Origin of the sequence: Promicromonospora sp. NPDC057488 (assembly GCF_042802395.1) — a bacterium.
In the GTDB taxonomy this organism is placed as follows: domain Bacteria; phylum Actinomycetota; class Actinomycetes; order Actinomycetales; family Cellulomonadaceae; genus Promicromonospora.
Genome location: NZ_JBHVEG010000016.1, coordinates 15,148 through 27,470, shown reverse-complemented (window position 1 = coordinate 27,470; position 12,323 = coordinate 15,148). Strand labels below are relative to the sequence as shown.

Sequence of the window (12,323 nt, the reverse complement as noted above, 5' to 3'; positions counted from 1 at the left end):
AAGAAGCCGGGACTGGGAAAGTGATCCAGTCCGGGTGAAGGTTCGGGCCTGCGCGAATGACCGTGAGGTCCGGCCGGTCACCTGGGCATACTGCCCCCGAGCCTCCTGGGCGGGAGGCCAGAGGGGGTGGTCCGGTTGGACCTCGGCGTGCTGGGTGAGCTGGTCGTCGTCACCGACGACGGCCGGCTCACCATCGGCTCGCCCAAGTCGCGCACCGCCCTCGCCCTGCTCGTGCTCCGACGCGGCGCCGTCGTCCCGGGAGCCGAGATCGCGCGAGCGCTCTGGGGCGAGGCGTCGCCGTCGAACAGCCGGAAGTCGACGCACGTGGTGATCAACCGGCTCCGTAACGCGCTCGGGCGGCAGGGCGACGTCGTCCGGACCCGCCCGGACGGCTACCTGCTCGACGTACCTGCCGGGAGCACCGACGTCGGCCGGTTCGCGAGGTGGCTGGACCAGGCGGCGGCCGCCCGACAGAACGGAAGCGGTGACGAGCTCGCCGCGCTCGGCCGGGCCCTCGACCAGTGGCGGGGCGAGGCCCTGTGTGACGTGCCGAGCGACCTCCTGGACGCCGAGCGCTCGCGGCTGACGGAACTGCGCCTGACCGCCATCGAGCGGCAGCACGACCTGCTGATCACCGCCGGCCGCCCCGCGGACATCGCGACGCTCCAGGACCTGTGCGAGCGCCATCCCCTCCGGGAAGGCATGTGGTTCCAGCTCGTCCGCGGTCTGAGCGAGTCCGGCCGGCGGCCGGAGGCATTGAGCGCCTTCGACCGCCTGCGGACCCACCTCGCCGACGAGCTGGGGGTGGAGCCCGGCGCGCGGCTGCGGGAGCTGCATGCCGGAGTCCTCGCCGGTGAGGAGCTGATGAGCGGCGGGCTGAGCCTCGGCGTCGTCGTGCCCCGGGCCGCACCCGTGGTGCCTCGTCAGGTCCCGTACGTGGCCGGTTTCGTGGGCCGGGTCCCGGAGCTGGCACGGCTCGACGCGCTGGCACCGACGAGCACGAGCGACCACGAACCGGAGACCGCGGTCGCCGTCATCTCGGGGCAGCCCGGTGTCGGGAAGACCGCTCTCGCCGCGCAGTGGGCGAGCCGTGCGGGGGACAGGTTCGCGGACGGGCAGATCTGGCTGGACCTGCGAGGCAGCCGGCCCGGCGCCGCGATGCCGGCCGAGGAGGCGTTGCAGCACCTCCTGGTGTCGCTGGGGGAGCAGCCGTCGCGGACCCCGGACAGCACCGAGGAACGAAGGGCTCGATTCCGTGCGCTCGCCGACGGACGCCGGTTGCTGGTCGTGCTGGACGACGCCGCGAGCAGCGAGCAGGTGCGTCCCCTGCTGCCGGACGCTCCGGGGTCGACGGTCGTGGTCACGAGCCGCTATCGGCTCGACGGTCTCGTCGTGCACGAGGCAGCAGCGAGCGTGGAGGTCGACGTCCTGACGGCGTCCGACGCGCGGCAGCTCCTGGCTCGCCGGATCCGTGCGAGGCGTGCGGGCGACGAGACTGGGCCGCTGGACCAGATCGCCGGCCACTGCGGACGGCTCCCGCTGGCGCTGACGCTCGTCGCCGCGCGGGCGACGCGGCGTCGCGAGGCCGACCTACGTTCCGTGGCTGCCGAGCTGGGGTCCGGCCGGCGGAGGCTGGACCACTTCGCGGTGGGCGACGACACGGCCAGCCTGCGGACCGTCTACTCCTGGTCGTACAGCTCCCTGTCCGCGCCGGCGGGCAGGCTCTTCCGACTGCTGGGCCTGCACCCGACGAGGAGCCTGACGATCGAGGCGGCCGCGAGCCTCGCCGGGCTGCCCGTCGAGCAGGTGACCCGGCGGGTGGCCGAGCTGGAGGCGGCGCACCTCGTGTCGGTTCTGGACGGCGACCGGATCGTGCTGCACGACCTGTTGCACGCCTACGCCGGGGAGCTGAACGCGGGTCTGGACAACCGGCAGGCGCTCAGCCGCCTCCTCGACCACTACGCCCGCGCGGCACGCATCGCGGTGGAGCGGCTCGGCGTGCAGCCCTCCGCCCTGGTCGGAACACCCGTGCGTCCGGTCCGGGGGGTCAGCGTGCCGTCGCTCGGCTCCGGGCCCGAGGCTCGGCAGTGGTTCGCCGCGGAGCACGTGAACCTCGTCGCCGTCGTCCGGCGGGCGGCAGACCTGCGGTACGACGCCGAGTGCGTCCGCCTCGGTGTGCTGGCCACCGAGCTGCAGGAGTGGAACGGCCAGTGGGGAGAGGTGTTGCGCACGCAGGGCGCCGTCCTGACGTCGGCGGTCCGGGCCGGACAGCGTGATGTCGCGGCCCAGGCCGAGTTCCATCTCGGCAAGGCGGCACAGCGTCGGGGCGAGTACGTGCGGGCCCGCCACCACTTCGCGCGTGCCGATGATCTGATCCGCGCGCTCGGCCACACCGCAGGTCTGGCTGACGTACACCTGGGCCTGGGCGCCGTCGCCGAGGCCCAGGGGATGTGGGGCGAGGCGCTCGACCACGATCGCCAGGCGCTGGAACACGCCGTGACCTCGGGGGATCGCCGGGGTGAGGCGCGTGCCCGCAACGCCATCGGCTGGGACCTCGCGCACCTCGGGGACCTGGAGCAGGCAGTGGGCTGGTGCGAGGCAGCGCTCCGGCTGGCCGAGGAGATCGACGACCAGCGGGCGGTGGCCGCCGCCTGGAACAGCCTCGGCTACTGCGGGGCGCGCGCGGAGGAGCCCCGTCGAGCGCTCAGGGCCTACCAGCGGGCGGCACGGACGAGGAACCGCATCGGCTACCCCAACCGCGCCGCCGACGAGTACGCCGCCATGGGCGACCTGCACGCCGAGGTGCGTGACGTGGATGCGGCTCGGCGCGCCTGGCGCACCGCCCTGGAGATCCTCGATCGGTCCGCTCCGATCGCGGCCGGTGCGGAACGGGACCGGCTCGCCCGCGACCACGGCGTGACGGACCTGTGAGCCGCACGGCGGGCTGACGTCGTCGGAGGCGATGCGCTTCGAGACCTAAGTAGGCCCGCTCAGACAGCCAGCGACCGGACCGTGTCGATCGTGTCCGCCTCCGCCGCCGTCTTGTCGTCGCGGTAGCGCAGCACCCGGGCGAACCGCAGCGCGAGCCCGCCCGGGTAGCGGGTCGAGCGCTGCAGGCCGTCGAACGCGATCTCCACGACCTGCTCGGGCCGCACCGTCACGACCCAGCCGTTGTCCTCGACCTCCAGCTCCCGGAAGCGCTCGGTCTGCCACTGGAGCATCTCGTCCGTCATGCCCTTGAACGTCTTGCCCAGCATCACGAAGCCGCCCTCCGGGTTCCGGGCACCCAGGTGGATGTTCGACAGCCAGCCCTGGCGCCTGCCCGAGCCGCGCTCGACCGCCAGCACCACGAGGTCCAGCGTCTTGCGGGGCTTCACCTTGACCCAGCCCGCGCCACGGCGTCCGGCCGCGTACGGGGTGTCCAGCGACTTGATCACCACGCCCTCCTGGCCCTCGCGGAGCGCGCCCGCGAAGAACTCCGCCGCCTCGTCGGCGTCGGAGGTGAGCAGACGCCGCACCGTGTGCGGCGCCGCGACCTCGTCCAGCACGGCCAGGCGCTCGCGGAGCGGGGCGTCGAGCAGGTCGCGGCCGTCGGCGTGCAGCACGTCGAAGAAGAACGGCGTGAGCTGGAACTGGTCCGCCAGCGCCTCCTCGGCCGACGCCGCCCGGCCGGCGCCGCGCGCGGACCCTCGCCCCTGCTCGCGCGTCGCCGACCGCGAGGCCGTCTCCTGGAACGGCCGCGGCACGCCGTCCGGTCCGACGCCGAGCGCCTCGCCGTCCAGGACGAGCCGGTCGGACGGCAGGGCACGCACCACGTCGACGATCTCCGGCACGCGCTCGGTGATGTCGTCCAGCGAACGCGTGACCACGCGCACCTCGTTGCCGAGCCGGTGCACCTGGATGCGGATGCCGTCCAGCTTCACGTCCACGCACAGCTCGGTCGGCTCATCGCCCCCGAGCTTCTCGAACGCCGTCGCGATGTCCGGCGCCGACTGAGCGAGCATCGGCCGCACCGGCCGCCCCACCTCCAGCGTGAAGCCCGCCAGGGCGGCGAGCGGCTCCTCCGCGAGCAGGGCGGCGCTCGCGACCGGTCCGGTCGCGCCGCGCAGCATGACGGCGCGGCGGACGGCGTCGGCGGGCACGCCGGCGGCCTCCGCGATCGCGTCGACCACCACCGAGTCGAGCGCGCCCTGCCGTAGCTCGCCCGCGACCAGCCCGCGCAGGAACGCCTGCTCGCGCTCGGTCGCGGCGCCGAAGAGCTCACCGGCCGCCGTCGACCGGGCCTGGGCCGAGCCGGATCCCTCCAGCGCCGCCATCGCGGCGAACGCCGCGTCGACGTCGCGCACCGTGAGCGTGGCTTCCGACGCCGACGGCGGCAGGTCGCGCAGCGCGGCGTAGCCCAGGCCGGTGCGGCGCTGCCGCAGCGCGCCCGCGAGGTAGGCGACGACGATCTCCAGGTCGTCGGCCACGTCGGCGGCGGCCCCGCCGTCCGCCGTCCGGCGCAGCAGATCGGCGATGGCCGCCCGCTTGGCCAGGCGCGAGCGCGTGGCGGCGACGGCGTCGGACGTGGCGGCGACCTCGGCGAGCAGCATGCTCCATCCTGACCCGCGCCCGCCCGGCCGCGTCCCCGACGAGCGCCTCAGGCCCACCAGGTGAGGTGCGCCTCGGCCTCCTTCGCCGGCTCGATGAGCTCCCAGGCCTCCGCGATGCGGCCCTGCTCGAAGCGCATGATGTCGACCACCGTGATCTCCGGCCCGGCGGGCAGCCGCCGCCGCGAGTGCAGCATCACGTGGTCGCCGTCGGACAGCACGTGCAGGATCTCGACCTGCATGTCCGCGATGTGCTCCCGCGACCTGCGGACGGCGGCCAGCCACTCTGCCCTGTCCGACGACGTCGAGTCGGGCCGGTGGTGCACGAAGTCCTCGGTCAGCACCCGGGCGACGGCGTCGACGTCGCCCGTCTCGGTGAGTGCCGCGAAGGCCGCGGCGACGATGCTCGTGTTGTCGGTCGTGCTGCTCTGCGTTGTCATGCCCGCAGTCTTCGGCGGGGCGGCGCGCGCTGTCGATGAACTGGGAGTTCATGGCGCTCCGCCGCACGGTGCACGACACTCGACGCCATGGGAACTGTGGGCGAGCTGCTGCGGCAGTGGCGGCAGCGGCGCCGGCTGAGCCAGCTCGACCTCGCGATCGCCGCCGACGTCTCGGCGCGGCACGTGAGTCTCGTGGAGACCGGGAAGTCCCGGCCGAGCGCCGAGATGGTGCTCCGGCTCGCCGAGCAGCTCGACGTGCCGCTGCGCGACCGCAACCGGCTGCTGCTCGCCGCGGGGTTCGCGCCGCGGTACGAGGAGCGCCCGCTCGGCGGCGACGCCCTGGCCACGGCGCGGGACGCGGTCGGCAGGGTGCTGCGCGCGCACGAGCCGTACCCGGCGCTGGTCTTCGACCGCCGCTGGAACATCCTGATGACCAACCAGGCCGTGGACCGGTTCTTCGCCGGCGTCGCGCCCGACCTGCTGCGGCCCCCGGTCAACCTCGTGCGGCTGGGCCTGGACCCGCGCGGGCTCGCCCCGCTGGTCGTGAACCTGGCCGACGTGCGCTCCGTGTTCCGCTCCCGGGTGCGACGCCAGCTCGCCACCGTGCCCGACGCCGGGCTGACCGCCCTCTACGAGGAGCTCCTGGCGCCCGGAGCGCCCGGCACGCCCTCGCCCGGACCCGAGACGTCGATCGAGGCCGAGTCGGACGTGGTGATCCCGATGATCATCCGCTTCGACGGTCGGGAGCTGCGGCTCTTCTCCACGATCACGACGTTCGGCACCCCGATGGACATCACGCTCGACGAGGTGGCGATCGAGTCGTACTACCCGGCCGACGACGAGACCGCCGCCTACTTCACGGGCACCGTCACCGAAGCGACCGGGCCCGGCCGGGCATAGCCCGTCAACCGTGCGGCCAGGCCTCCACGGCCGCCTCCACGGCCGCGCGGGTCGCCCCGGCGACACCCGGCACCAGCTCGTACGGCTCCTCGGCCGCCTTGGGCGCGCGCCGCCAGGTGCCGACCAGCCGTCCGTCCAGCAGGACGGCGGGCCGGAAGATGCCGTTGCTGAACGGGACGACGGTGCGCATCGCCTCGGCGTCCGCGACCAGGTCGCGGTCCTGGTAGCCCAGCACCATCTCGTCGAACCCCGGCACGAGCACGACGCCGCCGGGCTCCGTGAGCCCGTCCGGGTTGACCCCGCGCCCGACGAGCATCGCCCGCCCGTCGACCATGACGTCGGTCAGGGCGTCCGGCTCCGCCGCGCGCAGCGCGGTCACGGCGGCGCGCACGGGCGTTTTGGGCAGGCCGAGCCACCAGGCCAGGTCGTCGACGGTGGCCGGCCCGCGGCTCGTGAAGTAGGACCGGGCGATGCGGGCGAGGGCCGCCGCGGGCTCCTCGGCCAGGACGCCGCCCGCCGGGGCCGGCGTCGCGACCATGCGCTGCTGCGCGCCCGCGAACGGCCCCCAGTGCAGCACCCCACGCAGCGCCAGGGTGACGATCAGGTGGTACCCGCGCTGCCCCTCGATGGGTATGCCGGCCTGCTGCCACCGGTCGATCATCTCGGCGCGCGTCAGCCCGCCGTCCGACGCCGCGAGGGCCGCCCGGGTGACGGCCTCCGCCCGGTCCACGATCGCGTCGTCCAGGCCTTCCACCTCGCGGACCCGCCGGCCCAGGTGCGTCACGCGCTCGCCCGTGAGCGAGACGAGCGCGGCCAGGTCGGCGGGCGTGGTCGCGAAGAGGGTGCCGCGCTGCGTCCACCCGCGCACCAGGGTGCCGTCGTCGAACGCGGCGCGGACGTCGTCCACCGTGGTCCCGGGCCGGGACCGGACCGCGACGGCACGCAGCACGGCGGGCAGGTCCTGCCCCTGCAGGGCGACCATCCGGCGCACGACGTCGGCCGGCGACGCCGTGCTCGGCCCGCCGGGCAGCACCAGGCCCTGCGTGCGCAGGCGCAGCCGGCGCGCGGCGTCGGGGGAGAGGTCGGTCGGTCCGGAGGGCATGCGGGAAGGTTACGTCGAGCCTGTGACACCCACCGGTCCCGCACCGTCCTGGCAGGTCAGCCGGTCCGGAGCCCCGCACCAGTGACACGGTGTCATGCCCGCGCCCGACGGATGTCACGGGGCGGAGGTGACGTGGTTGCACTGGCACGCACGGCCCCTGACCGGTGGGATCGAGGCATGACCTCGACACCAGCGCGCGACGTTGACCGTCCGGAGCCGACCCCACCGGGCCGGGTGATGCGTGTGTCCGTGCTGACGATCGCCGTGGCCTTCCTGGCGGCCGCCGTGGCACCGTCGACGGCGTCGTCCGCGCCGGCATCCTTCCCGGGCCAGGCGGCGGCCACGGCCCCCGCCGCGGCGATCACCTGGGGCGACTGCCCCGAGGCGGTGGCCGCACCCGGGCTGGAGTGCGGCACCATCGACGTCCCGCTGGACTACGCCGAGCCGGACGGGCGCACCATCGAGGTGGCCGTCTCGCGCCTGGCGAGCACGAACCCGGAGGAGCGGCGCGGGGTGCTGCTCACCAACACCGGCGGCCCGGGCGGGGAGGGACTGGCCTACCCGGCCGGCCTGCGCGACGTGCTGAAGCTGCCGCAGGACCTGCTGGACCAGTACGACGTGATCGGCATGGACCCGCGCGGCGTCGGTCACAGCACCCCGGTGACCTGCGACCTCGGTCCGCTGGAGCACCCGACCAACATCCCCGTGCACGCGCGGGGCGCCGCCGACGTGCGCGCCGAGGCCGAGCGCGTGGCCGACGTCGCGGAGAAGTGCGGGGCGTCGTCGACGGCGTGGCTGCTGCCGCACGTCACCACCGCCAACACGGCCCGCGACATGGACCAGGTCCGCGCGGCGCTGGGCGAGGAGAAGGTTTCCTACTTCGGCATCTCCTACGGCACCTACCTGGGCGCGGTCTACACCTCGATGTACCCGGAGCGGAGCGACCGGTTCCTGCTCGACAGCGCCACCGGGCCCGGCGGCTGGGACTCCTCGTTCACCCGCCTGTTCGGCGAGGGCGTCGAGGACCGGTTCCCGGACTTCGCGCGGTTCGCCGCGGACCACCCCGAGTACGGCCTGGGCGACACGCCCCGCCAGGTGCGGGCCACGTACTTCGAGCTCGCCGCCCGCCTGGACCGTGAGCCCGGCCCCGGCGGCTGGACCGGCGCGGCGTTCCGGTTCGCCACGTTCGCCGCCCTCTACTACGACACCGGCCTGCCGGGGCTCGCCGAGACCTGGCGCGCGCTCGACCGGGGCGAGCCCGTCCCGGCGCCCGAGGCGCTCGCGGGTCCGACGGCGGACGCCGAGATCCCGGCCGACAACTACATCGCCAGCCAGCTCCACGTGATCTGCAACGACTCCGACTGGCCGGAGCAGGTGTGGCGCTACCAGGTGAACGTCGCGCTCGACCGGGTCCACCACCCGATGTTCGGGGCGGCCGCGGCGAACATCACCCCCTGCGCCTTCTGGCCGGCCGAGCCGGCCGAGCCGCGGGTGCGGATCACCGACGACGGGCCGGCCAACGTGCTGATCCTGCAGAACCTCCGCGACCCCGCCACGCCGCTGTCCGGCGCCCGGGACCTGCGCGCGGCGTTCGGCGACCGGGCGCGAATGGTGACCGCCGACCAGGGCGGGCACCTCTCCTACCTGCGGCTGGGCAACGACTGCGCCGACGACCTCGCGACGGCGTTCCTGCGGACCGGTGACCTGCCGGAACGTGACGTGGCCTGCGGTCCGCCGGGGGCCTGAGCAGGTCCCGTCAGGCCCGCCGTCCCGCGGATCGAGTCCCGCATTTGTCATGGTCAAGACCGGCTAGACCTAGGCTAAACTCGGCTCGCTTGCCTCCGTAGCTCAGCTGGATAGAGCGGGTCACTTCTAATGACTAGGTCGCGGGTTCGAATCCTGCCGGGGGCACTGGTCTGCTGTCGTCGAGCGTTGTCGGCTCGCCCCGACGGCTCGCACGAAACGTCGGTTTCCGTATACCTACCAGGTCCTACGGCTTGGCAGAACGATCTTGACCTATCAGGATGAAGCCGTGACTTCAGGAACACGCTCCGCAGTGCTCGGCCGTCGGGGTGGTGTGGACCCGAACGTTGCGGAACAGCTCGGGTTCACCGTGCACGACGTCGTGCAGGACCTGCGCCGCGACGTCGCCTCCGCGACCCTGCCCCTGCCGGTCGACGGTGCCGAGGAGGCCGAGGCGTCCCGCGAACGCCTCCTGGCCCAGCTCGACGAGCACCTGCTCCCGCGCCTCGCCGAGCTGTCGAGTCCCGCCGTCGTGGTGCTCGCCGGCTCCACGGGCGCCGGCAAGTCCACGCTCTTCAACAGCCTCCTGCAGGAGGAGGTGTCCGAGGCCGGGGTGCTGCGCCCCACCACCCGCGAACCCGTGGTGGGCGTGCACCCGCGCGACGTCGACACGCTCACGGCGGGCCCCGTCACGGAGCTGGCCCGCCTGGTCAAGCACGAGGGCGTCCCGCGCGGCACCGCGCTGATGGACGCCCCGGACCTCGACTCCTTCCTCAAGGAGAACCGCTCCACGGCGCACCAGCTCCTGGAGGCGGCCGACCTCTGGCTCTTCGTCACCACGGCCGCCCGCTACGGCGACGCCCTGCCCTGGCAGGCGCTGGACCGCGCCAAGGAGCGCGGCGCGAGCGTCGCGATGGTGCTCAACCGGGTGCCCAAGGAGAACCTGACGACGATCCGCGCCGACCTCAACTCCCGCCTGCGGGAGCGCGGCATGAAGGACGTCCCGCTGTTCATCGTGCCCGACGTCGGCCCGCACGAGGGCCTGCTCGACGCCAAGCTGGTGGCGCCCATCCAGCGCTGGCTCAACCTGATGGCCGGGCCCGAGCGCTCGCGCACCGTGATCCTGCGCACCCTCAAGGGCGCGCTCGGTGCCCTGCCCGAGTGGGTCATGGGGCTCGTCACCGCGGTGGAGCAGCAGGGCACCGCCGCCTTCGACCTGCGCAACGCCGTCCAGTCCGTGGTCCCGGACGAGCAGCTCTCCGCGCGCACCGCCGTCCTGTCCGGCACCGCGGGCGAGGGCACCGTGGCCGCACGGTTCGCGGAGATCGCCAGCACCGACCACATCTCCCGCGTCACGGTCCGCGACGGCATCGCCCGCACCACCAAACGCGCAGGCAAGGCCCGCGAGACCGCGCTGCTCCGGCTGCGCGAGGAGGTCGAGGCCACCGCCACCCGGGCCTTCGTCGCCGCCGGCGTCCGCACCGAGGAGAGCCTGCGCGGCGCCCTCGCCGGGCCCGGCGCCCCGGCCGCCGGCGAGACGATCCTGCCGTCCGGCAGCGGCCGCGCCAAGGACCGCCTGGCCTGGGGACAGCAGGCGGCCGCCGACTGGTCCCGGCGGGCCGACGACGTCGTCGGGCGCATGGCCGACTCCGACCCCGACAGCGCGGGCTCCGAGGCCGCCGCCCGGGCCGCCGGCGCCCGCAAGGCCTTCGGCGACCTCGGGCTGGCCACGCTCCTGCAGGCGGTCGCGCTCGGCAACGAGGACTCCACGACGCTCGTCGACCGCGTCCTCGGCGAGACCGCGGGCGACGCGATCGAGGAGCTGCAGGGCGAACTTGCCGACCAGGTCGCGCTAGCGGTTGCGGAAGAGGCCCGTTCTGTCCAGAGTGCCCTTGACGTCCCCGCGCTAGCCGACGACGCGGCCGCTCCGCTCCGCGTGCGGCTGGCCGAGCTCAGGAGGCTGACATGACGAGCCAAGACGCGACCCTCGGCGCTCGCACCGAGGACCTGGGCCGCGCCCTCCAGATCGCCGGATCCCGCCTCGACGACACCGTGTTCGGCAAGGTCGCCAGCTCGGTCGCCGGCGTGCGCGAACGGCTCGCCCTCGGCGTCGACCACACCGTCGTGGCGCTCGCGGGCGGCACCGGTTCGGGCAAGTCGAGCACCTTCAACAAGATCTCCCGCCTGACCTTCGCCGACGTCGGCGTCAAGCGCCCCACCACCGCCAAGGTCACCGCGTGCTCGTGGAGCGACGACGCCGCGACCCTGCTCGACTGGCTCGGCGTGGAGCGCGAGCGCCGCATCACCCGGGCGGGCGAGCTGGACTCCGCCGACGAGGCGGCGCTGAGCGGGCTCGTGCTGCTCGACCTGCCCGACCACGACTCGGTGGCCCCCGGGCACCGCGAGGTCGTGGACAAGGTGCTGCCGCTCGTGGACCTCCTGGTCTGGGTGGTGGACCCGCAGAAGTACGCGGACGACGCCCTGCACACCGGTTACCTGCGCGACTCGTCGGGCATGCGGGCCTCGACCGTGGTGGTGCTCAACCAGATCGACACGGTGCCCGTGGGGCAGCGCGACAACCTGGTCAACGACGTGAAGCGCCTCCTGCGGGACGACGGCCTGGACGATGTGCCGGTCATCGCGGCGTCGAGCAAGACGGACATCGGAATCGAGGACCTGCGCGGGCTGCTGGAGCAGACCGTGGCCCGCCGGTCGGTCTCGGCCGGCCGCGCCGCGGGCGAGCTGGACGCCGCCGCGACGCTGCTGCTGAGCCAGACGCCGGCCGAGGTGCCGTGGCACATCGACACGGTGCTGGAGCGCGAGGTCGACGCCCTGGCCCGCGCCGCCGGGCTGGAGTCCGTCGCCGCCCAGGTCGGCGCGGCGGTCCGCAACGGCTACGGCTCGCCCGAGTTCCGCAACCCGGACCCCGACTCGATCGCGCTGTCCAGGTCGCGCTGGCTCACGGGCTCGGGGGAGTCGCTCAAGCCCGGCTGGCAGCGGTCGCTCGCCGAGAGCGTGGCCAGCGCCCGGGACGTCGCGAGCGCGGTGTCGGCGGCGCTGCAGGGCATCACCCTGGACACCCGCGGCCCGACGACGCAGCCGCTCACCCGGCGGCTCGCCCTCGGCGCCGTGCTGCTGGCGGTGCTGCTCGGGATCGCGACGGTGCTGGCCTCGATCGACGTGCTGCCCGTCGGCGAGACCTGGACCACCGTGCTCGGCGTGGCCGCCGTCGTCGCCGCGGTGGCGGCGCTCGTGGTGTTCCTCGTGGCGATGCAGATGCGGCGCGCCCTGGCCGCCCGCCGGGCGCAGGGCGTCATCGCCTCGGGCCGTGCCGCCCTGGAGAGGGTGCTGCAGCAGACCCTCGGCGTGCCCACCCAGAAGCTGCTCGACGAGCACCGCGCCGTGCGCGAGCTCGCACAGAGTGCGCGGGACGACGGACCCTCCGTACCGCTCCGTGTGGAAGAGAACACGACCACAGGCAGCCAGATCCGGGTTTCGTCCACAGGTGGCGCCCGGCTGACGGATCTGCGCTCCGTCCGCGCCTGATGC

At 74.2% G+C, this 12,323-nt stretch carries 8 protein-coding genes and 1 tRNA gene; 6 read left to right on the top strand and 3 right to left on the bottom strand.

Features of this window, described 5'->3' with window-relative positions:
• The first annotated feature begins 126 nt into the window (after positions 1-126).
• On the top strand, positions 127-2,931 hold the full coding sequence (locus ACFU5G_RS05430) for a BTAD domain-containing putative transcriptional regulator (protein WP_377241561.1): 2,805 nt from the start codon (positions 127-129) through the stop codon (positions 2,929-2,931).
• Positions 2,932-2,990: 59 nt separating this feature from the next.
• Here ACFU5G_RS05430 and ACFU5G_RS05425 read toward each other — a convergent pair whose 3' ends face one another.
• Positions 2,991-4,592 carry an ATP-dependent DNA ligase gene (locus ACFU5G_RS05425; protein ID WP_377241559.1) on the bottom strand — a complete coding sequence of 534 codons (1,602 nt, stop codon included), beginning with the start codon at positions 4,590-4,592 and terminating at the stop codon, positions 2,991-2,993.
• A gap of 47 nt (positions 4,593-4,639) precedes the next feature.
• Complete coding sequence (locus tag ACFU5G_RS05420) at positions 4,640-5,029, bottom strand: nuclear transport factor 2 family protein (protein ID WP_377241557.1); 390 nt, start codon at positions 5,027-5,029, stop codon at positions 4,640-4,642.
• Positions 5,030-5,116: 87 nt separating this feature from the next.
• Between ACFU5G_RS05420 and ACFU5G_RS05415 the strand changes: the two genes are divergently transcribed.
• The gene (locus tag ACFU5G_RS05415) at positions 5,117-5,929 is read left to right on the top strand and encodes a helix-turn-helix transcriptional regulator (RefSeq protein ID WP_377241555.1); all 813 of its coding nucleotides are present in this window, start codon (positions 5,117-5,119) and stop codon (positions 5,927-5,929) included.
• 4 nt (positions 5,930-5,933) lie between these two features.
• Here the strand turns inward: ACFU5G_RS05415 and ACFU5G_RS05410 are convergent, their stop codons facing one another.
• Entirely contained in the window at positions 5,934-7,031 is a 1,098-nt protein-coding gene (locus tag ACFU5G_RS05410) for a winged helix DNA-binding domain-containing protein (RefSeq protein ID WP_377241553.1), read from the bottom strand.
• A gap of 177 nt (positions 7,032-7,208) precedes the next feature.
• Between ACFU5G_RS05410 and ACFU5G_RS05405 the strand changes: the two genes are divergently transcribed.
• The 4 genes from ACFU5G_RS05405 (at position 7,209) to ACFU5G_RS05390 (ending at position 12,320) form a co-directional block, all read left to right on the top strand.
• Positions 7,209-8,777 carry an alpha/beta hydrolase gene (locus tag ACFU5G_RS05405; RefSeq protein WP_377241551.1) on the top strand — a complete coding sequence of 523 codons (1,569 nt, stop codon included), beginning with the start codon at positions 7,209-7,211 and terminating at the stop codon, positions 8,775-8,777.
• A gap of 91 nt (positions 8,778-8,868) precedes the next feature.
• A tRNA-Arg gene (locus ACFU5G_RS05400) sits at positions 8,869-8,942 on the top strand.
• 121 nt (positions 8,943-9,063) lie between these two features.
• A complete protein-coding gene (locus ACFU5G_RS05395; protein ID WP_377241549.1) occupies positions 9,064-10,743 on the top strand; it encodes a GTPase in 1,680 nt (559 codons plus the stop codon).
• Complete coding sequence (locus ACFU5G_RS05390; RefSeq protein ID WP_377241547.1) at positions 10,740-12,320, top strand: GTP-binding protein; 1,581 nt, start codon at positions 10,740-10,742, stop codon at positions 12,318-12,320. Before ACFU5G_RS05395 ends, ACFU5G_RS05390 begins: the two co-directional genes overlap by 4 nt.
• Positions 12,321-12,323 lie beyond the last annotated feature (3 nt).

What these genes read in the sequence shown, in the direction of transcription:
- ACFU5G_RS05425 (WP_377241559.1), bottom strand. Translation starts at nt 4,592, where the DNA reads ATGCTGCTCGCCGAGGTCGCCGCCACGTCCGACGCCGTCGCCGCCACG.
- ACFU5G_RS05420 (WP_377241557.1), bottom strand. Translation starts at nt 5,029, where the DNA reads ATGACAACGCAGAGCAGCACGACCGACAACACGAGCATCGTCGCCGCG.
- ACFU5G_RS05415 (WP_377241555.1), top strand. Translation starts at nt 5,117, where the DNA reads ATGGGAACTGTGGGCGAGCTGCTGCGGCAGTGGCGGCAGCGGCGCCGG.
- ACFU5G_RS05410 (WP_377241553.1), bottom strand. Translation starts at nt 7,031, where the DNA reads ATGCCCTCCGGACCGACCGACCTCTCCCCCGACGCCGCGCGCCGGCTG.
- ACFU5G_RS05405 (WP_377241551.1), top strand. Translation starts at nt 7,209, where the DNA reads ATGACCTCGACACCAGCGCGCGACGTTGACCGTCCGGAGCCGACCCCA.
- ACFU5G_RS05390 (WP_377241547.1), top strand. Translation starts at nt 10,740, where the DNA reads ATGACGAGCCAAGACGCGACCCTCGGCGCTCGCACCGAGGACCTGGGC.